Genomic DNA, 24,184 nt, shown 5'->3' with positions numbered 1-24,184 from the left:
GTACAGTACGCTATCTTGTGCTGAAATTGCGCCATTTTGCTTTTCATTAATAAATTTTAACGCACAATGATTGCATAACTATGCTGTCAACGTTAAGATCTGCGGCATCAATTGCTATTCAGTTTATGCGCATGAGTATTCAACTTAACGGTATTAATTGCTTTTATGGTGCCCAGCAGGCGCTGTTCGACATACAGCTAACGTGCCCGGAAGGCGAAACGCTGGTGCTGCTGGGTCCCAGCGGCGCGGGTAAAAGTTCGCTCCTGCGCGTATTAAACCTGCTGGAGATGCCGCGTTCCGGGACGCTGGATATCGCCGGTCATCATTTTGATTTCAGCCAAAAGCCAGGCGACAGCGCTATCCGCGAGCTACGGCAGAATGTCGGCATGGTGTTCCAACAGTACAATCTTTGGCCGCACCTGACGGTAAAACAGAATCTGATTGAAGCGCCCTGTCGCGTTCTGGGGCTGGATAAAGATCAGGCCCATGCACGCGCCGATAAGCTGCTTGAGCGTCTGCGTCTGACGCCTCACGCCGATCGCTTTCCGCTACAGCTTTCCGGCGGTCAGCAGCAGCGTGTCGCTATCGCACGCGCCTTAATGATGGAGCCAGCGGTGCTGCTGTTCGATGAGCCGACTGCCGCGCTCGATCCGGAAATTACCGCACAGATTGTCAGCATCATTCACGAACTGGCGCAAACCCATATCACGCAGGTTATCGTTACCCATGAAGTCGAGGTGGCCCGCAAAACGGCCAGCCGTGTGGTTTACATGGAGAACGGCTATATTGTTGAGCAAGGTGATGCCAGCCGTTTTACACAGCCGCAAACCGATGCGTTTGCAAACTATCTCTCGCACTGAGTAAGGCCATAAAGATGAAAAAAATTGTTCTTGCTGCCCTGTTAGCCGGTATCAGCCTGAGCGCCTCTGCCGCTGAGACGATCCGTTTTGCCACGGAAGCCTCTTATCCTCCGTTTGAGTTTGTTGATTCCAGCAACAATATTATCGGCTTCGATGTCGATCTGGCTAACGCGCTGTGTAAAGAGATGGACGCCACCTGCACCTTTACCAATCAGGCATTTGACAGCCTGATCCCCAGCCTGAAATTCCGCCGTTTCGATGCGGTGATGGCAGGCATGGATATCACACCGGAGCGTGAAAAACAGGTACTGTTCACCACACCTTACTATGACAACTCCGCGCTGTTTATTGCGCAAAAAGGCAAAGTGGCGGATATCGCCGCGCTGAAAGGCAAACGCGTCGGCGTGCAGAACGGCACCACGCATCAGAAATACCTGACGGATAAACAGAGCGATATCACCACCGTGCCTTATGACAGCTATCAAAATGCCATCCTCGATCTGAAAAACGGTCGTATTGATGCAGTCTTCGGTGACACTGCCGTAGTAAACGAATGGCTGAAGCAGAATGCGAACCTCACCGCCGTAGGCGACAAGGTCACCGACAAAGCCTACTTCGGCACCGGTCTGGGCATTGCCGTTCGCCAGGGTAACAGCGCGCTACAGGAGAAATTCAACGCGGCGCTGGTTAAGATCAAAGCTGACGGCACCTATAAAACCATCTACAGCAAATGGTTCCAGCAGTAATTAGATGAACGAATTCCTTCCTCTCGCAAGCGCCGCCGGGATGACCGTCGGCCTTGCCGTATGTGCTCTGGTGATTGGCCTGGCATTGGCGATGCTGTTTGCCGGCTGGGAATCGGTACGCTGGCGTCCGATTGCCTGGCTCGGCACCGGTCTGGTTACGCTACTGCGCGGCCTGCCGGAAATATTGGTGGTGCTGTTTATCTACTTCGGCGCTTCCCAGCTACTGCTGATGCTCTCCGATGGCTTTGTCATTAATTTCGGCCTGTTCACACTGCCTGTGCAGATGCAGATCGATGATTTCAACGTCAGCCCGTTTCTGTGCGGCGTGATTGCACTGGCGATCCTCTACTCCGCCTACGCTTCACAGACGCTGCGCGGCGCACTGAAGGCGGTGCCAATCGGTCAGTGGGAATCGGGCCAGGCGCTGGGTATGAAAAAATCAGCGATCTTTTTCCGGTTGATTATGCCGCAGATGTGGCGTCACGCCCTGCCGGGGCTGGGCAACCAGTGGCTGGTGCTGCTGAAAGATACCGCGCTGGTCTCGCTAATCAGCGTTAACGATCTGATGCTGCAAACCCGAAGCATCGCCACGCGAACCCAGGAACCTTTTACCTGGTATCTGGTGGCGGCAGCGATCTATCTGGTCGTTACCCTGCTGAGCCAGGCGGTGCTGAAGCGTATTGAGCTGCGTACCACGCGCTTTGAACGGGGGAACCGCTGATGCTGGACTATTTGCCTGAGCTACTGAAAGGGCTGCATACCAGCCTGACGCTGACGGTCGCCTCACTGGCAGCGGCGCTGGTGCTTTCGGTGCTGTTTACCGTGGTACTGGCGCTGAAAACACCGGTGATCAATCTGCTGGTTAAGGGCTATATCACGCTGTTTACCGGCACGCCGCTGCTGGTACAAATTTTCTTAATCTACTATGGGCCGGGGCAGTTCCCTTCTATCCAGAATATCCCCTGGCTGTGGCAACTCTTTTCCCAGCCCTGGCTGTGCGCTCTGCTTGCGCTGTCGCTTAACAGCGCCGCCTATACCACACTGCTGTTTCACGGTGCGGTACGCGCGATTCCTGCCGGACAGTGGCAATCCTGCGCGGCGCTGGGTATGACGCGCCAGGATACGCTGCGTATTTTGCTGCCCTACGCCTTTAAGCGCGCCCTCTCCTCTTATTCTAACGAAGTGGTGCTGGTATTTAAGAGCACCTCGCTCGCCTATACCATCACGCTGATGGAGGTGATGGGTCACGGTCAGATGCTCTATGGGCGCACCTACGATGTCATGGTGTTTGCCGCCGCCGGGCTGATCTACCTGTGCGTTAACGGCCTGCTGACATTGCTGATGCGTTTGATTGAGCATCGCGCCCTGGCTTTTGAACGCCGCAACTAAAGCGCGCAGCATTACATTACGTATAAAAAGGCGGGCACATCCCGCCTTTTTCATTAATTATACATTTTAATTGCATAACCATTCATTAGATGGCATCTTAGTTCTCGCCGCCGGGCAAAAATGATAATGAGAAAAAGGAGAGCTTTCGATGAAAAAATGGTTACTGGCCGCCATGCTGGCGGGTATGGCAATGCAGGCTGGCGCAGCGGAAAAAATTCGTTTTGCGTCCTCGGCTACCTATCCGCCGTTTGAATCCATGAGCAGCGAGAATCAAATTGTCGGCTTCGATATCGATTTGGCCAAAGCCCTGTGCCAGCATCTAAAAGCGGACTGTACCTTCACCAATAACGCCTTCGACAGCCTGATCCCGGCGCTGAAATTTCGTCGCTACGATGCGGTGATTTCCGGTATGGATATCACGCCAGAACGCAGCAAGCAGGTAGCCTTTACTCGCCCCTACTACGCTAACTCAGCAATCGTGATTGCGGCAAAAGATAAATATCAGACGATGGCGGAGCTGAAAGGCAAACGCATCGGTATGGAAAACGGCACTACGCACCAGCGCTATATGCAGGATAAACATCCTGAGGTGATCACCGTGGCCTACGACAGCTACCAGAACGCCATTCTCGATCTGAAAAACGGTCGTCTTGACGGCGTCTTCGGCGATACGGCGGTAGTCAATGAATGGCTGAAAGAGAACCCGCAGCTGGGTACGGTCGACAAAGCGGTCACCGATCCGCAATATTTCGGCGTTGGGCTGGGCATTGCGGTACGTCCTGATAATCAGGCGCTGCTGAGCAAGCTGAACGGCGCGCTGGATGCCATCACCGCTGACGGTACGCTGAAGAAAATCAACGACAAGTGGTTTGCCAAATAAACGGCCTTCGCGCCGGTCAGCTTTCCCCCCGACCGGCGCGGCATATTATTGACGTTGCAGCAGCGTCAGCACTTCATAATGCGCGGTATGGGGGAACATATCGAACAGCTGAACGCGGCAAATATGGTAACCCTCAAGACGAGCAATATCCTGCGCCATGCTCTCAGCATTACAGCTGGAATAGAGCAGCCACGCGGGTGCCATCCGGCTCAGGTAAGCACAAAGCTCTGCACCGATACCGCGCCGTGGCGGATTGACCAGCACCAGATCCGGCACCGCCTCTTCGCCGGTGGCAAAGCGTGTTGAATCCAGCGCCGCAAACTGCACCTTCTCCAGCCCAATCTGCTGTGCGGAACGTTGCGCACAGGCGATCGCCTCCGCGCTAATTTCAATGCCGGTCAGCTGCATCTCCGGCGTGGCACAATGCAATCCAAAACCGCCGACGCCGCAAAACAGATCCCACATCGCCTTAACCGGCAGTTCGCTGACCCACTGGCGCGCCGTGGCGTAAAGCTGCGCCGCAACGGCAGGGTTAGTTTGAAAGAAACTGCGCGGACGCACCCAAAGCGGAACGTGATTCAACCGCTCAGCCAGCGCCTGGTTTTCCGTCAGCGGAATCTCCTCCTCTCCTTCCAGTATCGCCATCGGCACCGGCTGAATATTGGCGGAGATCACCGACAGCTGCGGCAGTTGCTGTTGTAACCACGGCAGCGCGGCACGCAGCTGCGCCAGCTTGTTGGTGGATCGCAGCACAAAGCGCAGCATCAGCTTGCCATCCAGCGTGCTTTCGCTCAGCAGCAGAAACTTCAGCTCACCACGCCGCCGCGCTACGTTATAAGGCGTCAGGCCGGCTCGAGCGATAAACGGCTTCAGCAGCTCGAACACTGGCGCAAAACTGGCGGGATAGAGCGGGCAGGAGGTCAGATCCACCGGGCTGCCGTCACGCTGCAGCAGCCCCAGCACCGGGCGCTCAACGCTGCCGCTGACCACCATTTTAGCCTTGTTACGAAACGCCTGCTGCGCCGAACCTGTCGGCGTCTGCCATGCCGCGACCGGAAACGCGGCCAGCAGCGATTGCAGATGCGCCTGCTTCTGTTCCAGCTGTTGCGAATAGGGGATTTTCAGCCACTGGCAGGAGCGACAGCGGTCTGCATCGTAAAGTGCGCAATGCATGATTTAGCCTGTGATGAGTGGGATTACCTGTTGCGGGGCAGGATTGTAACACCAGCCCACTCAGTTGCGCTGAAAAAATTGCCGACTGCTGGCGGGCAGAAACAGCAGCGCTAATAACAACAGATCGGGTATCTTATGCGTAATCAGACTGTGCAGTACATCAATGCGGTTAACGCCGCTGATACTGAAAATTTCTGGATAGACGCCTCCCAGCGAGGCGGCCCACATATAAAGCAGCACCACCGCCTGCGTCACCGCGTAGCCCCAGCGCCCACGTCGCGAACCGCGCATCAGCGTAAGCGCACAGCGCAGTTCGATACAGAAAATAAGCTGGCTGATAATAAGAATCAGCGTGGAATCCCAGGACTGGGCGCTGCGATGCACTAAAGCGGCCACGCCATCATAGCCCAGCTCATTGGCTAACAGGAGCACGCTGATACAGCGGGTAGCAATGATCGCCTGCCCGGCCACTATCACCGGAACCGGTGCCTGCTGACGACGAACTACTGCCTTACCGGTTCTGAAAACTTCCGACATTATCCGCACTCCCTCCATCGCAGCAGTCTGTTCGCCCAGGATGACGACACAACGCGCCCGACGCAGCATCGGGCGCGGCCTGACAACACGCAGGCTCTGCAAACAATATTGGCAAAAGTTTCAGCGTTTAGCCACGTCTGGCCTTCTGAATATCACGTACGCGCTTTTTTTCCTCGTTCGCCATCAGGCGCCAGGCAATAAAACCGACCAGTCCCACCACAAACAGTATCAACGAGGCCAGCGCGTTAATCTCCGGATTAACACCGCGTCGCACGGTAGCGAAGATCGCCATCGGTAAGGTTGTTGCGCCAGGACCGGTGACAAAGCTGGAAATCACCAGGTCATCGAGTGACAAGGTAAACGCCAGCAGCCAGCCGGTAACCAGCGCCGGGGCGATCATCGGGACGGTAATAACGAAGAACACTTTTAACGGCGTTGCGCCAAGATCCATCGCCGCCTCTTCAATAGAGCGATCCAGCTCGCGCAGGCGCGAATTGATCACCACCGAAACATAGGCGGTGCAGAACGTCACGTGCGCCAGCCAGATAGTCAGCATACCGCGGTCGCTGGGCCAGCCGATGGCGTGCCCCATCGCCACAAACAGCAGCAGCGACAGCCCGGTAATGACATCCGGCATCACCAGCGGCGCGGTGAGCATAAAAGCAAAGCCGGTAGAACCTTTAAAACGTCCAAAACGCACGATCACTACCGCCGCCAGCGTGCCCAGCACCACCGCCATGGTGGCGCTGAGCGCGGCGATGGTCAGGCTAAGCGTGACCGCGCCGATCATTGCGCTGTCCTGAAACAGCACGCGATACCAGTGCAGCGAAAAACTCTCCCAGACGGTAACCAGCTGTGAGCTGTTAAACGAATAGGCCACCAGCAGCAGCATCGGCGCATAGAGGAAGCTGAAACAAAGCAGCAGGATGATCAGCCTCCACGGCGAACGAACAGCGGGCAGATTGCTCATGCCTTCTCCTCCAGCGTCTTATTTTGATGCTTGTGGAACCAGATAATCGGCAGAATCAAAATCAACAGGATAATCACCGCCAGCGCCGACGCTACCGGCCAGTCGCGGTTATTAAAAAACTCCTGCCAGAGAATACGACCAATCATAATGCTGTCCGGGCCACCCAGCAGTTCCGGGATCACGTACTCCCCTACCGCCGGAATAAACACCAGCATCGAACCGGCAATAATGCCGTTTTTGGTCAACGGCACGATCACACTGAAGAAGGTCTTTAGCGGACGTGCGCCGAGATCGAGCGCCGCTTCCACCAGCGAGTAATCGATACGCGTCAGCGCGGTATAAATGGGCAGCACCATAAACGGCAAATAGCAGTAGACGATACCGATATAGACTGCGGTATTGGTATAGAGGATCGCCAGCGGATGATCGATTACGCCAAGCCAGAGCAGAAAGCGGTTAAGAATTCCGTTGCTGTTCAGTAAGCCCATCCAGGCATAAACGCGCACCAGGAAGGAGGTCCAGGAGGGCAGGATCACCAGCAGCAGCAGGATATTACGCAGCGAGGCGGGGCTGTGCGCCACCGCCCAGGCCAGCGGATAGCCGATTGCCAGACAGATCAGCGTAGAGATCGCCGCCACTTTTAGCGACTGCAAATAGGCGTCAATATAGAGCGGATCGTCAGTCAGCTGAAGATAGTTGCCCAGGTTAAAGACCAGCGTCAGCTGGTCATCCGCCCAGCTAATCAGTTCGCTGTAAGGCGGAATAGCACGAGCGATCTCAGCAAAGCTGATTTTCAGCACGATAAGGAACGGCAGCAGGAAAAACAGCACCAGCCAGAGATAAGGCAGCGCGATTGCCAGTTTGCGTCCGTGCGCCATTTTTAAGCGGGTCAGCGTGCGGCTTAATGCACCAGTCGGCACCGCGACAGCAGGTTGTTTCATATCCGCCCTCTTATACCGTCAGCACGACGCAGCTGTCGGCGTCCCAGCTGAGACGCACCTCATCACCCCAGGTGGGCGCACCCTGACGGAAGCGATGCGCGTTCTGAAGCTGCGCGCTGATCATCTGTCCGCTGTGCAGCCGCACATGGTAAATCGACAGGTCGCCCAGATAGGCGATATGTGCCACCTCGCCGACGGCGAAGTTACAGCCATCCGCAGGCACCTGGTCGCACAGCATCACTTTTTCCGGGCGCAGCGCGATAGAAACCGGCACGTTATCCATAACCGATACGTCAGAAGCGACTTTCAACGGATGCACCAGGCCGGGGCTGTCGATGACCAACCCATCGGCGCGGCGCTCACGCAGCAACCCTTCAAACACGTTTACGGAGCCGATAAACTCCGCGCTGTAACGGCTGGTAGGGTGCTCATAGATCTCTTCCGGTTCACCAATCTGCACGAACTTACCGCGGTTCATAATGGCGATGCGCCCCGCCATGGTCATCGCCTCTTCCTGATCGTGGGTAACCATCACGCAGGTTGCACCGACGCGCTCCAGAATATCCACCACCTCCAGCTGCATGCGGTCACGGAGTTTCTTATCCAGCGCCCCCATTGGCTCATCCAGCAGCAATAGCTTAGGGCGTTTCGCCAGACTGCGTGCCAGCGCCACGCGCTGTCGCTGTCCACCGGAGAGCTGGTGTGGTTTGCGCTTTGCGTACTCCTGCATATGCACCAACGCCAGCATCTCCGCTACCCGACTGCTAATTTCTCCCTTCGGCAGCTTATCCTGCTTCAGGCCAAAGGCAATATTCTGCTCCACGCTCATATGGGGAAACAGCGCGTAGGACTGGAACATCATATTGATCGGGCGCTGGTAAGGCGGCACGTGAGAAAGATCCTGCCCGTCGAGCAGGATCTGTCCGTGCGTGGGCGCTTCAAACCCGGCCAGCATACGCAGCAGGGTTGATTTTCCACAGCCGGACGCGCCGAGCAATGCAAAGATTTCACCTTTGTAGATGGTCAGGCTGACATCATCAACGGCGTGCTGACCCTCAAAAGATTTGGTCAGGTTACGGATCTCCAGCAGCGGCGTCAGCGCCTTTGCCGGTTTATGGGGATGACGGGACATCGCGTCGTTCACTAACTTTACTCTCCGACACTAAGCGGAAAACCACGGCTCCGGGCCGCACAAATGAGACAACAGAGGCCAGTACCGCGCCTCTGTTGCCTTTCGCCTGCGACAGTAATCGCCTGCTGCGAATTACTTACCACTCTTCACTTTGGTCCATGCACGGGTACGCACACGATCAAGTTTCGGTTCCTGCACCTTCAGTACAAACAGCTTTGACAGGGTTTCCGGTGTGGGAAAAATGCCAGGGTTATTGCGAATATCAGCGCTCACCAGCGGCAACGATGCCTTATTACCGTTAGCGTAGAACATCTTGTCGGAAACGTGCGCAATCACTTTCGGATCCATGATGTAGTTCAGCCACTGATAGGCTTCATCGACGTTTTTCGCATCTTTAGGGATCGCCATCATATCGAAGAAGGCCAGCGCGCCCTGCTGCGGAATGGTGTAGGCGATGTTGACGCCGTTCTTCGCTTCCGCCGCCCGGTTTTTCGCCTGGAGCACATCACCAGCCCAGCCGATCGCCACGCAGATATTGCCGTTTGCCAGGTCATTGATGTACTGCGACGAGTGGAAATAGCGAATATTCGGGCGCAGCTTCAACAGCAGATCGGTCGCCGGGCCGGTATAATCTTTCGCATCGCTGCTGTTAGGATCTTTACCCAGATAGTTCAGCACGGTGGCGAAAATTTCTTCCGGCGCATCGAGGAAGGAAACGCCGCAGCTTTTCAGCTTCTCAAGGTTTTCCGGCTTCAGCACCAGATCCCAACTGTTCACCGGCGCATCTTTACCTAATACCGCCTTCACCTTATCGACGTTGTAGCCGATACCGGTCGTCGCCCACAAATAAGGAATGGCATATTGATTACCCGGATCGTGCTGTTCCACTTTTTTCAGCAGCTCAGGATCGAGGTTTTTATAGTTCGGCAGCTTGCTTTTATCGAGCGGCTGGAAGACACCGGACTGTAGCTGGCGCGCCAGGAAGCTGGAGGATGGCACCACCACGTCGTAGCCGGTACTGCCCGCCATCAGCTTGCCTTCCAGCACTTCGTTGGAATCGAATACGTCGTACACCACTTTGATACCGGTCTGCTTTTCAAAGTCCGGCACCGTATCGGGCGAAATATAGTCAGACCAGTTATAAACATGCAGGGTTTTCTGTTCCGCCATCGTGCCGGCGGAAACCGCCATCAGCACACCAGCTACCACACCAGACAACCATTTCTTGCCGTGGTTGTTTAACATGCTTCCTTCCTCCAGAATCGGGGTCACTCTTGACGATGCAGAACAAAAGAGGCCCGCAGGCCTCCCCTTGCGCAAAAACGGCGGCAGTGAATCGTTATTCATCGCAAGGCAAATGAAAATAACGCGGCACCGGTTATGACTAAATGCTGCCGTCATGCAGCCCCGCAAGCATAGCCGCAGGTTGGCATTCCAGCCATACCCCAGAGTAAAAAACGCCTTTTATCGACTATTTATTCATATTTCATCTATGTGATCGGCTAAACCGGGCATAAACGGCGAGAAATATCTGGCACTAACGGGGAAATCGCAGCATAAAAGCATGAATTGCGCCACCTGCCCGGCGTTAACCGCGGAAAGAGGCGCAAACAGAGAGGGAAACCGCTAACCGGCGAAGGGCAATCTCAGTGCAGAACGGGGAATTGATCGCCGGGCGCAACCGGCTCTTCTTCGCCCATCATCAGCAGATTATTGGCGAAGGCTTCCATGATGATCATAGAAATCTGCTCTTCACTTTGACGCAGAAAATGAACGAACTGTCCGTAGGTAATACCGGCCTCGGTAAGTAAGGACTGGCAAACAATCAGCTTAGGCAGATTATCATCCTGAATATCGAGAAACGCTTTCACCGTCAGCGAAGCGGCATTAATGTGCGACAGGTCGCCCGCCAGCGGGATCAGTGCCGTCGGCTTCACCTCTGCCAGTGCGGAAAACAGAATAATGTTATCGACCAGATCGATTTTGGCATCGAAAATACCGTCAAAATTCTGCATATGTGGCAGATGTAGCGCCTGACAGGCGTCACATTCAAACCAGGTAATGCTTTGCTGATCCAGCCAACGTCGTAATACGTCTAAGTCTGGAACGACGAGTGAATCCATATACTACTGCCCTATACCGCGTTAAAATAAGGGCAATAGCTTACGGAAAAAGCAAGGTGAAAACCACGGCCCCCGGTCAAAAAGGCGTTTCATCCGCCGGTTTTCAGACTGAAACCGGGACGCGCATGCTGCTCAATCCACGCAATCATCATGGCGGCAATGTCGAGGCCGGTAGTTTTTTCCACCCCTTCCAGCCCCGGCGAAGCATTTACCTCCATCACCAGAGGGCCGCGTCGCGCGCGCAGAATATCCACGCCCGCCACGTCCAGACCCAGCGTGGCCGCCGCCTTCACGGCGATCTCACGTTCACGCGGCGTAATATCAATGCGACGTGCGCTACCGCCGCGATGCAGGTTAGAGCGGAAATCGCCCTCTTTCGCCTTCCGCTCAATAGCCGCCACCACTTCGTTACCGATTACCAGGCAGCGAATATCGCACCCTTTCGCCTCTTTAATAAATTCCTGCACCAGAATGTGCGCGTTAAGACCACGAAATGCATCGATAACACTCTCCGCTGCCTGGCGGGTTTCCGCCAGCACTACGCCGATGCCCTGGGTGCCCTCTACCAGCTTAACCACCAGCGGCGCGCCACCCACCATCTCAATCAGATCGCGGGTATCGTCGGGCGAATGGGCAAAGCCGGTAACCGGCATATCGATACCCTGACGCGCCAGCAGCTGTAGCGAGCGCAGCTTGTCACGCGCGCGGGTGATCGCTACCGACTCATTGAGCGGATAGCTGCCGCACATCTCGAACTGACGCAGCACCGCAGTACCGTAAAAGGTGGTGGCCGATCCGATGCGCGGAATAACCGCATCGAAATCATCCAACGCCCGCCCGCGGTAATGCACCGCCGCCGAAGCGGGATTGATATTCATATAGCAGGAAAGCGGGTCGACAATCTCGACCTGATGACCGCGCTCCAGCGCGGCCTCCCGCAGACGCTTACAGGAGTAAAGCGCGGCGTCACGGGAAAGAATGGCAATTTTCAACCGAAGGTCTCCGCCTGTCATTACCGGGTTGCCCAACCCTGCTTATGCAGGTAATCAAGCATAAAAGGACGGCTCTCACGCACAATGGTGCGACGAATATGGTTGCTGAAGTTATCGCTGCGCTGATTGCTGTCGCGCTGCTGATAATAGGCTTCCAGCTGGCGATCGTACGCTTCCAGCTGTTGACGATCCAGCGGCTGATAACGGTTTTCATGCACTAACATAGCGGCAGGCATACGCGGCTTCAGATCGGGTGCATGCTGCGGCCAGCCCAGGCACATGCCAAACAGCGGCAGCACATGCTGCGGCAGCGCCAGCAGCTCGGTCACCTGCGCAATATTATTACGAATACCGCCAATATAGACGCCGCCCAGCCCCAGCGATTCGGCGGCAATCATCGCATTCTGTCCCATAATCGCCGTGTCGACGCAGCCCAGCAGCAGCTGTTCCGCCATGCCCAGTTTTGCCTCCGGGCAAATTTGCAGGTTGCGCTGAAAATCGGCGCAGAAGACCCAAAATTCCGCCGCCTGCGCCACATATTGCTGACCACCGCTCAGCGTTACCAGCTGCTCACGCAGCGCCTTATCGGTAATACGAATAATAGAAGAACACTGTAAAAAGCTGGAAGTAGAGGCTGACTGGGCGGCGGCGATAATCGCCTCACGCTGCTCCTCGCTAATCGGTTGATCGGTAAAGGAACGAATCGAACGATGCGTACGTAACAGCTCAATAGTCGGCGTCATGAGAATCTCCGTCAGTTTTTGAGGTATCGCCGCGACGACGGCCAAAAAGCTCAGGGGCGATAGCCTGCGCCGTACGCCAGATCAGCGCAATGGCGGCGGGCAGCATCAGGGCGATACCGGTAAAAAACAGCGCGGTGGCGATGCCCCGTCCGGACCAGCCGACGGGCAACGGCACCAGCCGCTGAATGATTAAAAAAGCCAGTATCAGCAGCAAAATGCCAGCGGCCTCCAGTATCAGCACCGTTTTAGGCAACTGCAAAGCGTATTTCACTGGATTTCTCCTTTTCTGGCGTTCTGGCTGTGATATAGCTTTTATATTAAAGCGTAACTGGCCCAGCGATGAATAGCCTGCACGCATTGGATCAACAGGCAGAGCCTTCTTTACAATGGCACCGGCTACGGTTCATCATGCGCTCAGCAGTTTTAAAAGTGTGACATATTTCACACAAAAATGTGACATGACGAAAGGAGATACCGATGCTTGCAGTCATTTTTGGTCGTCCAGGCTGCCCCTGGTGCGTACGGGCGAAAGAGCTGGCAGAAAAGCTGACCGCCGAGCGCGACGACTTTAACTTCCGCTATGTCGATATCCAGGCGGAAGGCATCACCAAAGCGGATCTGGAAAAAACCGTCGGCAAGCCGGTAGAAACCGTGCCGCAGATTTTTGTCGATGACCAACATATCGGCGGCTTTACCGACTTCAACGCCTGGACCAAAGCCAACCTGGCCTGGTGATTTTCAGGCATAAAAAAACCGGCTCGCTGTGCCGCAGCGGGCCGGTTTTTTTTATCACTCAGCGTGTCAGACGGGAAGCCGCCAGCGCGCGCCACAGCATGACCAGCAGCGCGCCGGAACCACACCAGAACACCGCGCTGGTAAGCCAGGCCAGCTCCTGTAACAGCGACTGAGAAATAAAGGCTCTGCTAAATCCGATCATTAAACAGCAGGGCGTTGCCGCGAGTGCGGCTAACAAGGCATGCATCAGCGGCGTACGACGGTTAATCAACGCGGCGATCAGGCCGGGCAACATAAACAGCAGCAGGCCAGTTTGCTCAGAAGAGTGCCCGGAAGCCTCCTCTCCGCCACTATAACGCGCCAGCATAAAGGTTGCGCAATAAAGTGTCGTACATAACATTACGCCCGGCCAGCGGACGCTATACCACAGCATAAAATTCCCTCGTTTATTTCTGCTAACCAGGACCTTCTAAGAAAATAATCGCTTACGATAAATCTGTTAAAGTTTTAACAGTAAATAGTTAATAAAAAATCAGATTTACTATAGCTTTCTGCTGGTGGTTCGAAGGATAAATGAATAAAATGAACGCCTTTGATATATGCTCCTGAATATCGCTTTCGAAACTGTAACCTGCACGGTTCGCCATAGCGCTTACAGGAATTAACGTTAGCCTGGAAATTCAGGTCTTTCAACAAGTTACTGGTAAACAAGAAGTTAATACGTGAATATAAACGTCGCAGATTTGTTAAGCCGTAATGATATTTTGTTATTATTCGTCGTACTGGCTTTAGGCCTGTGCCTGGGAAAATTACGCCTCGGTTCAGTGCAACTTGGTAATTCCATTGGTGTTTTAGTGGTTTCACTATTACTTGGGCAACAGCACTTTGGAATTAATACCGATGCGCTTAGTCTGGGATTTATGCTGTTTATTTTTTGCGTCGGCGTAGAGGCTGGACCCAATTTTTTTTCGATCTTTTTTCGCGACGGCAAAAATTATCTGATGCTGGCGCTGGTAATGGTCAGCAGTGCCATGTTGTTGGCGTTGGGTCTGGGTAAAGCATTTGGCTGGGATATCGGCCTGACGGCGGGTATGCTGGCAGGCTCCATGACCTCAACGCCGGTGCTGGTCGGCGCGGGCGATACGCTGCGCCAGTCGATGAATGATAATCAGCTGCTGGGCCAGATGCAGGATCACCTCAGTCTCGGCTACGCCCTCACCTATCTGGTGGGCCTGGTTAGCCTGATTTTCGGCGCTCGCTATCTGCCGCGCCTGCAACATCAGGATCTCTCTACCTGCGCCCAGCAAATTGCACGCGAGCGCGGCCTGGATACCGACAGCCAGCGCAAAGTCTATCTGCCGGTGATCCGCGCCTATCGCGTCGGCCCTGAGCTGGTTGCCTGGGCGGATGGCAAAAATCTGCGCGAGCTGGGTATCTATCGCCAGACCGGCTGCTATATCGAACGTATTCGCCGCAACGGTATTCTGGCGAGTCCCGACGGTGACGCAGTCTTACAGCTGGGTGACGAGATCTCGCTGGTGGGCTATCCTGACGCTCATGCGCGCCTTGATCCCAGCTTCCGCAACGGTAAAGAGGTGTTCGATCGCGATCTGCTGGATATGCGCATCGTAACCGAAGAGATCGTGGTGAAAAATCATAATGCGGTAAACAAGCGCCTCAGCCACCTGAAGCTTACCGATCACGGCTGCTTCCTTAACCGCGTAATCCGTAGCCAGATTGAAATGCCGATCGATGACAGCATCATGCTGAACAAAGGTGATGTACTCCAGGTCAGCGGCGAAGCGCGACGGGTGAAAAGCCTGGCAGATCGCATCGGCTTTATCTCTATTCACAGCCAGGTTACTGACCTGCTTGCCTTCTGCGCCTTCTTTATTATCGGCCTGATGATCGGCATGGTGAGCTTCCAGTTCAGCGCTTTCAGCTTCGGTATCGGTAACGCGGCGGGCCTGCTGTTTGCCGGTATCATGCTCGGCTTCCTGCGCGCCAACCATCCTACCTTCGGCTATATTCCGCAGGGTGCGCTCACCATGGTGAAAGAGTTTGGCCTGATGGTCTTTATGGCGGGCGTCGGCCTGAGCGCGGGCAGCGGAATAGGGGAAGGCCTGGGAGAAACCGGCCTGCTGATGCTGCTGAGCGGCCTGGCGGTGAGCCTGTTGCCGGTAGTGCTCTGCTACCTGTTCGGTGCCTATGTGCTGCGTATGAACCGCGCTCTGCTGTTCGGTGCCATCATGGGCGCACGCACCTGTGCGCCAGCAATGGAAATTATCAGCGATACCGCACGCAGTAATATCCCGGCGCTGGGCTATGCTGGCACCTACGCCATCGCCAACGTTCTGCTGACCCTGGCGGGTACGTTGATTGTGATTATCTGGCCGGTGCTTGGCGGTTAAAAAATAATTTAACGCCCTCCCGAACTTCTTGCCGGGCGGGTAGTCTGAATAAGTGCCACTGCTTTTCTTTGAAATCCCAAATTGTGGAGCCCGTTAATCGATGATTAGCGGGTTTTTTTATACCTGTCTTTCATTACCCTTTCTTAATGTTTTCTTAAGCGCCGCTCGTCACTATAGTCAGCCTGGTTTCTGCACGGGCACCGTCATGCAACTGACATCAAAGTTAAACCAACACGAAACATCCTCCGCGATTAGGATTAAGGCACTTTACCCTTTATCGGGACGCTTCTACGCTATCCACGCTGTTTTACTGACGTTTTTCGGCCTGCTGTTTTTGTGGCTGGCACGGGACGGCAGCCTGGATAATGCGTTAACCGACTACTGGTTCGATCCGCTGACGCAGAGTTTTCCGTGGAAAGACAACCGCTGGCTGGATCTGATTAACCATCGCCTGCTGAAAGATCTCGTTATTGCGACTGGCGTAACGTTGCTGGTTGCGGGCGTGCTGCGTCGCCAGCCACGCTGGATCCTGGTGGCGTTGTTAACGGGAGCCGGTGCGCTGGCGGTTGGCGTGCTGAAAGCTACCAGCGCGCACTCCTGTCCGTGGGATCTGGTGGCCTACGGCGGCAAGGCGTTTTCTTATCCACTGCTGGGCACCACGCCACTGGAGAGCGGCCCCGGACGCTGTTTTCCCGGCGGTCACGCTTCCAGCGGCTTCAGTTTAATGGCGCTGTTCTTTCTTTACTGGCCGACGCGTCCGAAAATGGCCTGGCTCTGCTGGGGGGGCGCGATCGCGCTGGGCTTGATAATGGGCTACGGGCAGATGATGCGCGGTGCACATTTTCTGTCCCATAACTTATGGGCTGGCTGGTGGGTTTGGCTGGTACAGCTGTTGATTTACGGATGCGTTACGCACCTGACCGAAAAGATGAGGATGAAATAATGATGGAAGAGTTGAACCGGATGCTGTTTCTCTGGATCAACGCCACGCCGGATTCTGCGGCCTGGTTACTGCAACTGGCGACCTTTATCGCCAAAGATTTAATCGCCATTGTGCCGCTGCTGATCGTTGCGCTCTGGCTGTGGGGGCCGCACAGCGAAATGCGCGCCCTGGTGCTGAAAACCGGCATAGCCCTGCTCTATGCGCTGGCGATCTCCTGGTGTATCGGTCAGCTGTTTCCTCATCCGCGTCCTTTCGCTATTGGCTTCGGCCATCAGTTTTTGTCGCATGCGCCGGACGACTCCTATCCCAGCGATCATGGCACCACTATTTTTACCTTTGCGCTGGCGTTTATCTTCTGGCATCGCGTCTGGTCCGGCGTGCTGCTTCTGGTTATCGGCGGCGCTATCGCCTGGTCACGCGTCTATCTCGGCGTCCACTGGCCGATGGATATGCTGGGCGGATTGCTGGTAGGCATGTTGGGCTGTCTGTTCTCGCAAATGGCCTGGCCCTGGTACGGCGAACCGTTAATGAAATGCTTACATCAGATTTATCGTCTGCTTTTTTCTATCCCTATCAGAAAAGGCTGGGTACGTAATTAAATACATTTGCTTACGGGTCCATTTTTTGGGCCCGCTTTTTCAGTTCGGCTGTTTGACTTTATTTCATCGCCTGCTCTTATTTATTGCGCAAAGAACGCTTCTTTTCTGCATACTTTTCCTTTTTCATTGCGCAAAATCAATAAACTTAAACATTCAAATGAATAAGTAGCTGATAAATAAAGGCTACAAAGACTTCTCAGTACAAAAAACAGACAGCAGCAAAATGATATCACGCTGAAAAAATAGCTAAAACACAGTTTTTTAATCTATAAATTTCATCAACACCAGCGAATTTAATTGTAAATAATTAGACTTTCAGATTATCAAACCTGAATTATTTTCAGGATTGTGATCTTTATCACCTGTTAACGACAGGTCAGCACTTTTAACTTATTTCGATAATGGTAGAGTGTGCCGCGAAAGTGGACTCCCATTTTTTATTTACCAAAGGCGAAATAATGGGCGCGCAGCGCTCTACGCCGTTGGTTTGGTATTTATACGTTATTTATGGAGATGGTAATGGCCTCACAGCAAACCGCAATCCAGACCGGACAGACGGCAGTAAACGCCAGGGCATGGCGTAAAACCGATACAATGTGGATGCTGGGACTTTATGGCACAGCAATTGGCGCAGGCGTACTGTTCCTGCCCATCAATGCCGGGATTGGTGGACTGGTTCCGCTTATTATCATGGCGCTGCTGGCTTTTCCGATGACCTACTTTTCGCACCGCGGCCTGTGTCGCTTCGTGCTGTCAGGCAGCAATCCGGGTGAAGATATTACCGAGGTGGTGGAAGAACATTTCGGTACGGGCGCAGGTAAAGTTATTACGCTGCTCTATTTCTTTGCGATCTACCCAATTCTGCTGGTTTACAGCGTAGCGATCACTAATACGGTAGAGAGTTTCCTGACCAACCAGCTGCATATCCAGGCACCGCCGCGCGTACTGCTGTCGCTGCTGCTGATTGTCGGCCTGATGATGATTATCCGCTTCGGTAAAGAAGCGATTGTCAAAACCATGAGCCTGCTGGTGTTCCCTTTTGTTGCCGTACTGATGCTGCTGGCGCTGTGGCTGATCCCTAACTGGAGCACGGCAATTTTCCAGGAAGCTTCGCTGAGCGGCAACGGCGATGGCCTGATGATGACCATGTGGCTGGCGCTGCCGGTAATGGTTTTCTCCTTTAACCACTCACCGATTATCTCCGCTTTCGCCGTCGCGAAACGTGAAGAGTATGGCGAAGAAGCCGAGGCTAAATGTTCACGCATCCTGGCGTTCAGCCATGTGATGATGGTGCTGACGGTGATGTTCTTCGTCTTCAGCTGCGTGCTCTCCCTTTCTCCTGCCAATCTGGCGGAGGCGAAAGCGCAGAACATCTCGATCCTCTCTTATCTGGCGAACCACTTTAATACGCCGATGATGGCATGGCTGGCACCGATTGTGGCAATGGTAGCGATCACCAAATCTTTCCTTGGTCACTATCTGGGCGCACGTGAAGGCTTCAACGGCCTGATCATTAAATCGCTGCGTGGACGCGGCAAGACCATTAACGAAAACAAGCTGAACCGCCTGACCGCGCTGTTTATGCTGCTGACCACCTGGCTGGTTGCTACGTGGAACCCAAGCATCCTCGGCATGATCGAGACGCTTGGCGGCCCGATCATTGCGGTGCTGCTGTTCCTGATGCCGATGTACGCTATCAATAAAGTTCCGGCGATGCGTCGCTACAGCGGTGCGCTGAGCAACATCTTCGTGGTACTGATCGGACTGATTTCTATCTCGGCAATCGTCTGGTCACTGCTGGGATAATCCACAGGTTAAAGAAAAGGTCGGCAATGCCGACCTTTTTTATTTGTTATGGCAGAAGAGCCTGCAACTGCGTTACGAGAACCAGCTACCAAACCAGCCGTTCAGTTTCATCATCACATAATCGACGATGCGGCTAAAGAAACTCCCCTTTTCTACCGGCTCCAGCACCACCAGCGGCTGTTGCGCAATGGTTTTCCCTTCCAGCTGGAAATCGATAGTGCCCACCGGCTGATATTTTTTCAGCGGTGCCTGTAAGGAAGGCGTACTGAGTGTAAAGGTGGCCTTAAGGTTCTTCATCTGCCCTTTTGGAATGGTCAGCGCTACATCCTTTGCCACGCCAAGGTTAACTTCATTGCGATCGCCAAACCAGACGCGCTGCTGATTAAACGGCGTATCGGCCTTAAGCGGCGTCACCGTTTCAAAAAAGCGGAACCCCCACGTCAGCAACTTCTCGCTTTCACGAAAGCGAATACTGTCGGTAGCTGCGCCCATCACTACCGAAATCAGGCGCATATCACCCTCGGTAGCAGAAGCGACCAGATTATTGCCCGCACCGGCTGTATGCCCGGTTTTGATACCGTCAACCTTAAGGTTGCTGCTCCACAGCAGGCGATTACGGTTGCGCTGGGTAATATTATTAAAGGTAAAGGATTTTTCTTTATTCAGCGCATACTCTTCCGGCACGTCGCGAATCAGCGCCTGACCAATCAGCGCCATATCGCGCGCGGTGCTGTACTGCCCTTCTGCATCCAAACCGTGCACGGTTTTAAAATGCGTGTTCTTCAGCCCCAGCGCGCGGACATAATTATTCATCAGCCCGACAAAGGCATCCTGACTGCCCGCCACATAATCGGCCAGTGCGATGCTGGCGTCGTTACCTGACTGAATCACTATGCCTTTATTCAGCTCCGACACCGGAATACGATCGCCAGGCTTAAGAAACATCAGCGAGGAACCTTTCAGGATCGGGTTGCCGGTAGCCCAGGCATCCGTGCCAACGGTAACCATATCGTCACGGGTAATCTTGCCGCTTTTTAGCGCCTGACCGATAACATAGCTGGACATCATCTTGGTCAGGCTGGCGGGATCGAGCCGATCGTCGGCGTTCGCCTGCGCCAGTACGTGACCGCTGGCATAGTCCATCAAAATCCACGACTTAGCTTCGATCTGCGGCGCATCGGGCACCTGTTCGGCGTTAACTACAACGGGAAGCAGCATCAGCGTGCCGCTTATCGCCAGGGTACAAAGGCTGGCGTGAAGGCGCATTTTTTTCATGTTGAGATCGGGTAACCTGTGGAAAAATCATATGTTTCATAAGGATATAAAACGCAGCATCCTACGCTACCCCGTCAGCGCAATGATTAAAACCGCTGTATCGTAAAGTTTTTTAGATTTTATTAGATAAATCTTAGCGTGCATATCAGTGCACCGTTCATTACCTGCGGCTGATTCTGATTTTGCAGAAAACCACTAAGGCGATCACAAAACTCCGCTAACCTGAAGAAAACTGGGCTAAGGAGAATCACCGTGGATTTAGCGCTGTTCGATCTTGACAGAACGTTGATTTGTGCCGACAGCAACAGCCTGTGGATACGCTGGCTGGTTTCGCAGGGCTACGCGCCTGAAACGCTGATCGCTGAAGAAGAAACGCTGATGGCGCAATATTGCCAGGGCATACTGCCGCTGGAAGCCTATATGCAGCGCACCCTGGCACCGCTGGCGGGTATGGGAACCTTAACGGTCAGCGGCTGGACGCGACGGTTCATTCAGCGCGATATCGTTCCGCGCGTTTACCCTGCGGCGCGTGAGCGGCTCGCCTGGCATCGCCAACGTGGCGATACCATTATGCTCATTTCCACCAGCGGCGAGCATCTGATTGCGCCGATTGCGCAACGACTGGGCGCTCATGGCGCGCTGGGCGTTGGCGTGGAAATTATTGCCGATCGCTACAGCGGCGCGCCGGGTGCCGCATCCGCGTGGCGCAATGGCAAAGCCACCTGCCTGGCCGACTGGCAAGCGCGTCATCAGGAAAATCGCTTTCAACATACCTGGGCATATAGCGATTCCGCCAGCGATCTGCCGCTGCTGAAGCTGGCTGATTACGCCTGCGCTATTAATCCCGACGCGCAGCTGTTACGGGAGGCGCAACAGCGCGGCTGGGAGATATCACACTGGGTGAAATAACCGGCCGTCTGTAAACCTGACATCAGGCGCAATCTGTAGATGGGCGTCAGGGCGCAAGGCCAACCTTTAGCAGCTTACCGTTGCGCTCGTCGGTCAGCACATAAAGATAGCCATCCGGCCCCTGTCGCACATCACGAATACGTTCACCGCGATCCTGTAGCAGGCGCTCTTCTCCGGTTACCCGTTCCCCGTTCAGGCTAAGGCGGATCAGGCTTTTCTCCTTCAACGCGCCGATAAACAGCGAGTTTTTCCACGGCTGGAAGCGTGCGCTGTTATAGAAAGCCATGCCGCTGACGGCAGGCGATTTTTTCCACCAGTAAACCGGCTGCTCGGTGCCCGCCACCTCACCACCCTGCGCCTGCGGGACTTTTTCGCCGCTGTAATCGACGCCCCAGGTGGCGATCGGCCAGCCATAATTTTTCCCTTTTTGTGGGATATTCACCTCATCGCCCCCGCGTGGGCCATGCTCGCTTTCCCATATCTGCTGCGTCCAGGGATTAAGCGCCAGCCCCTGCGGGTTGCGCAAGCCAAAAGCCCAAATCTCCGGGCGTGCATTTCTTTGGCCCACAAACGGGTTATCCTGCGGCACCGAGCCGTCGGTATTCAGGCGCACCAGCTTGCCCTGTAGCTTATCCAGCTGTTGCGCCGTCTGAGCCTGGAAGTTATCGCCAAAGGCGATCCACAGATATCCCTGACGATCGAAAGCGATACGGGTGCCCAGATTCGCACCGCCGGAAAGTTTCGGCTCCTGACGCAGCACTACGTTAAAATCGCTCAGCTGATGGCTATCCGCGCTGAGTTTACCGTAGCCAACCACCGCCCCGGCGCGCCCCTGATTATCTGCCTCGGTATAGCTCAGCCAGAGACGACGACTTTGTGCAAAATCGGGAGCCAGCGCCACATCCAGCAAACCGCCCTGTCGCTCGCGCCATACTTCAGGCACGCCGCTGATGGGTGCCGACACCCCTTTATCCGGCAGCCACAGCCGCAGCGCTCCGGAACGTTCAGTAATGAGCAGGCCTTTATTATCCGGCAAAAAAGCCAACGCCCAGGGATGATCGAGCTTATCCTGTAATTGCTGCACCGTTACCTGTACGGCCAGCAGCGGTGTGGTCACCAGCATGGCCGCACCTGCTGCCAGAGAAATCAACGGACGTATCATTGTGCGCTCCTTAGGGAAACGTAGCGTAAAGGTAGCAGTAAAGCGCTGTGCTCATCACGAGAGCCAGACCAAAGGCATGATGCGGCGTAGCAACCTTTACCCTTCTTCCCCTGCCAGGTTAGTGCTGACTCGCAGCTTATAAAGATCGATAGCCTTATCGCGGATAACGTTCATCCTGGTTTCCGCCGCCACCAGCGGCCATATGCTTCCTTGCTGTTGCTGATAACAGGCGGCGATCGCCTCGTTATAACTCTCCTTATACTGAATCCAGCTACGCTGTGCGGCCCTGATTTTTTGCCGGACGCTGTCAGGTTGATCGTTGAGCAGCAGGCGGTACTGATTATTCAGTTCGTCGTCCCACTGGCGGGTAGCCTTTGCATAGCACTGGCTATTTTCAACGGTAGTATTCGCCTGCATTTTGCATTCCTGAAGCTGCTTATCGATCGCCTCTCCGGGCTGTTGCGCCAAACAAACAGCAGGGAACAGGGTGGATATCAGCCATAGCGGTGTTATTTTCATCGCTTCACCTTATTTAATCGCGTTGAGATCGGTCTGGCTGACCGATACCTGTATTTACGCTTGCTGTTCAAAAGGAAAACGGATGCCCCATTGCTGACGGATATCCGTCATCAGCGCCACCACATCTTCCGTCAGGTAATGCAGCGGATTACTGCCCTGTGCGATATATTCCTCAACGTTGAGAATTTCATACTGCAAGGCACGCTCGCTTTCACCTGCCTCAATGATTTCGCTGCCGCCATCTGCCCAGTTGAGCGTAGCCCGCTGCGCACGCGGAAAATCATCCACGGTAATAGAGCCTTTTTCACAGGCGATAAGGCCACACTTCGGCATTTTGGCGCGAAAAGCCAGTGAAATGGTGGCGATCTCATTGCTGTTATTTTGCAGCAGAATGCCCGACTGTTCATCCACACCGGTGCTGAACTGACTTACGGTGGTCAACAGCCGATCGGGCTGGCTGGAGAGGAAAAAGCGCGCGAACGATAGCGCATAGGTGCCAATATCAAGCAGCGCCCCACCCGCCAGCTCAGGGTTAAAAAAACGGTTCTCTGGATCGGGTTCTTTAATCGAGCCAAAGGAGACCTGGATCATTTTCACGTTCCCCAGCCGTCCTTCGGTAATCAGTGCTTTCAGCTGATGGTAAAGTGGCATATGAAACAGCGTCATCGCCTCGGCAACGATCAGCTTTTTCTGCTGCGCCAGCCGGTTAATTTCATTCAGCTCACTGCTGCTGACGACTATCGCTTTTTCCACCAGCAGATGTTTACCCTGTTCCAGTGCCAGCTTCATCCAGCCGAAATGACTGGCGTGCGGCGTTGAAATATAGACTGCATCGATTTGCGGATCGCTTAGCAGCCGCGCAATATCATCATCCACGCGTTCAATAGCGTAGCGTTGCGCAAAGGCCTGCCCTTTTTCACGGTTTCTGGCACCAACCGCATACACTTTTCTGTTCATTGCCACCATCGCGGCGGCAAACTGCTGAGCAATAGCGCCCGGCCCAATAATGGCCCAGTTTAACGGCTTCATTTTTCATCCTTTTTGCTTATCCAGAAGGTAAGTGTAGTCAGACAAAAAACGCGGTGTGGAGGTTAAGGGAGGGCCAGGGCGAAAAGAATAGTGCAAATATATATCAACGGAAGATGATACGAGGAATGTATCTTAATGGCTGCACTACAGTTTCCCTGCACTATATTTAAAACCCAAAAATGGATGGACGATTACAGTGCCAGTGATATGCGCTGTGGGGATTTAAAAGACCATATTCTTAATGACAAAACCGAAAAAAAGTATATTACTACGAATAAAAGAATAGTTAAAAACCATATTAATTAAAAAA

The 24,184-nt window shown here is 54.2% G+C and carries 27 protein-coding genes; 12 read left to right on the top strand and 15 right to left on the bottom strand.

Annotation, left to right across the window (positions count from 1 at the left end; all coding sequences use genetic code 11):
* Nucleotides 1-131: 131 nt before the first annotated feature.
* The 5 genes from artP (at nucleotide 132) to C7M51_RS03585 (ending at nucleotide 3,875) form a co-directional block, all read left to right on the top strand.
* Nucleotides 132-860 carry an arginine ABC transporter ATP-binding protein ArtP gene (gene artP / locus C7M51_RS03605; RefSeq protein WP_160620543.1) on the top strand — a complete coding sequence of 243 codons (729 nt, stop codon included), beginning with the start codon at nucleotides 132-134 and terminating at the stop codon, nucleotides 858-860.
* A gap of 14 nt (nucleotides 861-874) precedes the next feature.
* Nucleotides 875-1,606, top strand: a complete 732-nt coding sequence (gene artJ, locus C7M51_RS03600) for an arginine ABC transporter substrate-binding protein (protein ID WP_160620542.1) — start codon at nucleotides 875-877, stop codon at nucleotides 1,604-1,606.
* A 4-nt stretch (nucleotides 1,607-1,610) separates the two neighbouring features.
* The gene (gene artQ / locus C7M51_RS03595) at nucleotides 1,611-2,327 is read left to right on the top strand and encodes an arginine ABC transporter permease ArtQ (RefSeq protein WP_160620541.1); all 717 of its coding nucleotides are present in this window, start codon (nucleotides 1,611-1,613) and stop codon (nucleotides 2,325-2,327) included.
* The gene (artM, locus tag C7M51_RS03590; protein ID WP_160620540.1) at nucleotides 2,327-2,995 is read left to right on the top strand and encodes an arginine ABC transporter permease ArtM; all 669 of its coding nucleotides are present in this window, start codon (nucleotides 2,327-2,329) and stop codon (nucleotides 2,993-2,995) included. Before artQ ends, artM begins: the two co-directional genes overlap by 1 nt.
* 148 nt (nucleotides 2,996-3,143) lie before the next feature.
* Nucleotides 3,144-3,875, top strand: a complete 732-nt coding sequence (locus C7M51_RS03585) for an arginine ABC transporter substrate-binding protein (protein ID WP_160620539.1) — start codon at nucleotides 3,144-3,146, stop codon at nucleotides 3,873-3,875.
* Between the two features lie 45 nt (nucleotides 3,876-3,920).
* Here the strand turns inward: C7M51_RS03585 and rlmC are convergent, their stop codons facing one another.
* The 10 genes from rlmC to C7M51_RS03535 all read right to left on the bottom strand — a co-directional run bounded on the left by rlmC (nucleotide 3,921) and on the right by C7M51_RS03535 (nucleotide 12,757).
* A complete protein-coding gene (gene rlmC / locus C7M51_RS03580) occupies nucleotides 3,921-5,048 on the bottom strand; it encodes a 23S rRNA (uracil(747)-C(5))-methyltransferase RlmC (RefSeq protein WP_160620538.1) in 1,128 nt (375 codons plus the stop codon).
* 60 nt (nucleotides 5,049-5,108) lie between these two features.
* A complete protein-coding gene (locus tag C7M51_RS03575; RefSeq protein WP_160620537.1) occupies nucleotides 5,109-5,585 on the bottom strand; it encodes a YbjO family protein in 477 nt (158 codons plus the stop codon).
* A 127-nt stretch (nucleotides 5,586-5,712) separates the two neighbouring features.
* Nucleotides 5,713-6,555, bottom strand: coding sequence for a putrescine ABC transporter permease PotI (potI, locus tag C7M51_RS03570; RefSeq protein ID WP_160620536.1), 843 nt, complete (start codon nucleotides 6,553-6,555; stop codon nucleotides 5,713-5,715).
* Entirely contained in the window at nucleotides 6,552-7,496 is a 945-nt protein-coding gene (gene potH / locus C7M51_RS03565; RefSeq protein WP_160620535.1) for a putrescine ABC transporter permease PotH, read from the bottom strand. The genes potI and potH overlap by 4 nt, the downstream gene beginning before the upstream one ends.
* Nucleotides 7,497-7,506: 10 nt before the next feature.
* Nucleotides 7,507-8,628, bottom strand: a complete 1,122-nt coding sequence (potG, locus tag C7M51_RS03560; RefSeq protein WP_160623552.1) for a putrescine ABC transporter ATP-binding subunit PotG — start codon at nucleotides 8,626-8,628, stop codon at nucleotides 7,507-7,509.
* Nucleotides 8,629-8,760: 132 nt separating this feature from the next.
* Complete coding sequence (gene potF / locus C7M51_RS03555; protein WP_160620534.1) at nucleotides 8,761-9,873, bottom strand: spermidine/putrescine ABC transporter substrate-binding protein PotF; 1,113 nt, start codon at nucleotides 9,871-9,873, stop codon at nucleotides 8,761-8,763.
* 401 nt (nucleotides 9,874-10,274) lie between these two features.
* Nucleotides 10,275-10,751: a YbjN domain-containing protein gene (locus C7M51_RS03550; protein ID WP_160620533.1), complete on the bottom strand. Its 477-nt coding sequence runs from the start codon at nucleotides 10,749-10,751 to the stop codon at nucleotides 10,275-10,277.
* An 89-nt stretch (nucleotides 10,752-10,840) separates the two neighbouring features.
* Nucleotides 10,841-11,743: a 30S ribosomal protein S6--L-glutamate ligase gene (gene rimK / locus C7M51_RS03545; protein WP_160620532.1), complete on the bottom strand. Its 903-nt coding sequence runs from the start codon at nucleotides 11,741-11,743 to the stop codon at nucleotides 10,841-10,843.
* A gap of 20 nt (nucleotides 11,744-11,763) precedes the next feature.
* Entirely contained in the window at nucleotides 11,764-12,486 is a 723-nt protein-coding gene (gene nfsA / locus C7M51_RS03540; protein WP_160620531.1) for an oxygen-insensitive NADPH nitroreductase, read from the bottom strand.
* Complete coding sequence (locus C7M51_RS03535; RefSeq protein ID WP_160620530.1) at nucleotides 12,470-12,757, bottom strand: DUF1418 family protein; 288 nt, start codon at nucleotides 12,755-12,757, stop codon at nucleotides 12,470-12,472. The genes nfsA and C7M51_RS03535 overlap by 17 nt, the downstream gene beginning before the upstream one ends.
* Nucleotides 12,758-12,963: 206 nt before the next feature.
* On the opposite strand from C7M51_RS03535, the gene C7M51_RS03530 reads away from it, so the two are divergent.
* Complete coding sequence (locus C7M51_RS03530; RefSeq protein ID WP_160620529.1) at nucleotides 12,964-13,221, top strand: GrxA family glutaredoxin; 258 nt, start codon at nucleotides 12,964-12,966, stop codon at nucleotides 13,219-13,221.
* Nucleotides 13,222-13,279: 58 nt separating this feature from the next.
* On the opposite strand, the gene ybjM is transcribed toward C7M51_RS03530, so the two are convergent.
* The gene (gene ybjM / locus C7M51_RS03525; protein WP_160620528.1) at nucleotides 13,280-13,654 is read right to left on the bottom strand and encodes an inner membrane protein YbjM; all 375 of its coding nucleotides are present in this window, start codon (nucleotides 13,652-13,654) and stop codon (nucleotides 13,280-13,282) included.
* Nucleotides 13,655-13,943: 289 nt separating this feature from the next.
* Here ybjM and C7M51_RS03520 point away from each other — a divergent pair, with 289 nt between their 5' ends.
* The 4 genes from C7M51_RS03520 to C7M51_RS03505 all read left to right on the top strand — a co-directional run bounded on the left by C7M51_RS03520 (nucleotide 13,944) and on the right by C7M51_RS03505 (nucleotide 18,980).
* Nucleotides 13,944-15,632, top strand: a complete 1,689-nt coding sequence (locus C7M51_RS03520) for an aspartate:alanine antiporter (protein ID WP_160620527.1) — start codon at nucleotides 13,944-13,946, stop codon at nucleotides 15,630-15,632.
* A gap of 205 nt (nucleotides 15,633-15,837) precedes the next feature.
* On the top strand, nucleotides 15,838-16,575 hold the full coding sequence (locus C7M51_RS03515; protein WP_160620526.1) for a phosphatase PAP2 family protein: 738 nt from the start codon (nucleotides 15,838-15,840) through the stop codon (nucleotides 16,573-16,575).
* Between the two features lie 2 nt (nucleotides 16,576-16,577).
* On the top strand, nucleotides 16,578-17,174 hold the full coding sequence (ybjG, locus tag C7M51_RS03510; RefSeq protein ID WP_160623551.1) for an undecaprenyl-diphosphate phosphatase: 597 nt from the start codon (nucleotides 16,578-16,580) through the stop codon (nucleotides 17,172-17,174).
* A gap of 519 nt (nucleotides 17,175-17,693) precedes the next feature.
* On the top strand, nucleotides 17,694-18,980 hold the full coding sequence (locus C7M51_RS03505; RefSeq protein ID WP_160620525.1) for an HAAAP family serine/threonine permease: 1,287 nt from the start codon (nucleotides 17,694-17,696) through the stop codon (nucleotides 18,978-18,980).
* A 72-nt stretch (nucleotides 18,981-19,052) separates the two neighbouring features.
* Here the strand turns inward: C7M51_RS03505 and C7M51_RS03500 are convergent, their stop codons facing one another.
* Complete coding sequence (locus C7M51_RS03500; protein ID WP_160620524.1) at nucleotides 19,053-20,255, bottom strand: serine hydrolase; 1,203 nt, start codon at nucleotides 20,253-20,255, stop codon at nucleotides 19,053-19,055.
* Between the two features lie 252 nt (nucleotides 20,256-20,507).
* Here C7M51_RS03500 and C7M51_RS03495 point away from each other — a divergent pair, with 252 nt between their 5' ends.
* A complete protein-coding gene (locus C7M51_RS03495) occupies nucleotides 20,508-21,164 on the top strand; it encodes an HAD family hydrolase (protein ID WP_160620523.1) in 657 nt (218 codons plus the stop codon).
* A gap of 46 nt (nucleotides 21,165-21,210) precedes the next feature.
* Here C7M51_RS03495 and C7M51_RS03490 read toward each other — a convergent pair whose 3' ends face one another.
* The 3 genes from C7M51_RS03490 to C7M51_RS03480 form a co-directional block, all read right to left on the bottom strand.
* Nucleotides 21,211-22,326 carry a PQQ-dependent sugar dehydrogenase gene (locus tag C7M51_RS03490; protein WP_160620522.1) on the bottom strand — a complete coding sequence of 372 codons (1,116 nt, stop codon included), beginning with the start codon at nucleotides 22,324-22,326 and terminating at the stop codon, nucleotides 21,211-21,213.
* A gap of 96 nt (nucleotides 22,327-22,422) precedes the next feature.
* Entirely contained in the window at nucleotides 22,423-22,845 is a 423-nt protein-coding gene (locus tag C7M51_RS03485; protein WP_160620521.1) for a lysozyme inhibitor LprI family protein, read from the bottom strand.
* Nucleotides 22,846-22,899: 54 nt separating this feature from the next.
* Nucleotides 22,900-23,874, bottom strand: coding sequence for a Gfo/Idh/MocA family protein (locus C7M51_RS03480; protein WP_160620520.1), 975 nt, complete (start codon nucleotides 23,872-23,874; stop codon nucleotides 22,900-22,902).
* A 135-nt stretch (nucleotides 23,875-24,009) separates the two neighbouring features.
* On the opposite strand from C7M51_RS03480, the gene C7M51_RS22635 reads away from it, so the two are divergent.
* A complete protein-coding gene (locus C7M51_RS22635) occupies nucleotides 24,010-24,180 on the top strand; it encodes a DUF3289 family protein (RefSeq protein WP_160620519.1) in 171 nt (56 codons plus the stop codon).
* Nucleotides 24,181-24,184 lie beyond the last annotated feature (4 nt).

This window comes from Mixta intestinalis, assembly GCF_009914055.1.
Classification (GTDB): domain Bacteria; phylum Pseudomonadota; class Gammaproteobacteria; order Enterobacterales; family Enterobacteriaceae; genus Mixta; species Mixta intestinalis.
This window is presented reverse-complemented; position numbering and strand designations above follow the sequence as displayed.